Here is an 822-nt window from a genome sequence, read left to right on the forward strand (position 1 = left end):
GGCCGACCGTCTGGCCGATGGTCGCCAATTCCGGCTGCTGAACGTGCTCGACGACTTCAACCGCGAGGGTCTGGGCATTGAGGTCGACTTTTCGCTTCCGGCCGAGCGCGTGGTTCGGGCGCTGAACAAGATCATCGAGTGGCGCGGCAAGCCCATGGCCATCAGGGTCGACAACGGCCCGGAATACATCAGCGCAACCCTGGCAAGCTGGGCCGCAAAGCAGGGCATTGTCCTGACCCGCATCCAGCCCGGCAAACCGCAGCAGAACGCTTGCGTCGAGCGCTACAACCGCACCGTCCGCCATGAATGGCTCGACCTCTACATTTTTGAAACCATCGCGGACGCACAGAGTATCGCAACCGACTGGCTCTGCACTGACAACACCGAGCGACCCAACATGGGCATCGGCGGCATAACACCCGCACAGAAACTGAAAATGGCTGCGTGAGTTCTACGACCAAACCCCGTTAAAACGGGGAGGATTACCGACTACCCTCTGCCACATGACGACGCAGCAGACCGCATGGCACGACTTATCCACATTCTTTGGGGACTGTTCCGTGGATAGAAACAAAAAGGCCTTGTAACTCAGAAGGCCTTTCTTCCGATTGCGCCGCCCACTGCCGATGGCAAACCCAGCATTCTGTCGACTCGCTACAGCCGCGGACGACAAAGCTGCCGAGGGATCAGGGAGCAAGGTCGTGTCTCGGAAGTGGTAGAAATTGTCTGGCGGCGTAATCTCCGGGTGAACCAACACCCACCCAACCGGCGGCGGCAACCGCCAGGGAGATCACGCCATGAAGCAGAATACCGATAGCTCGT

The 822-nt window shown here is 59.2% G+C and carries 1 protein-coding gene; it reads left to right on the plus strand.

The window, feature by feature from the left end; all coding sequences use genetic code 11:
• The coding region (locus tag FA740_RS19530) for an integrase core domain-containing protein (RefSeq protein ID WP_136858439.1) at positions 1-448 on the plus strand (448 nt) is incomplete at its 5' end.
• Positions 449-822 lie beyond the last annotated feature (374 nt).

This window comes from Paracoccus hibiscisoli (genome assembly GCF_005048265.1).
Lineage (GTDB): Bacteria > Pseudomonadota > Alphaproteobacteria > Rhodobacterales > Rhodobacteraceae > Paracoccus > Paracoccus hibiscisoli.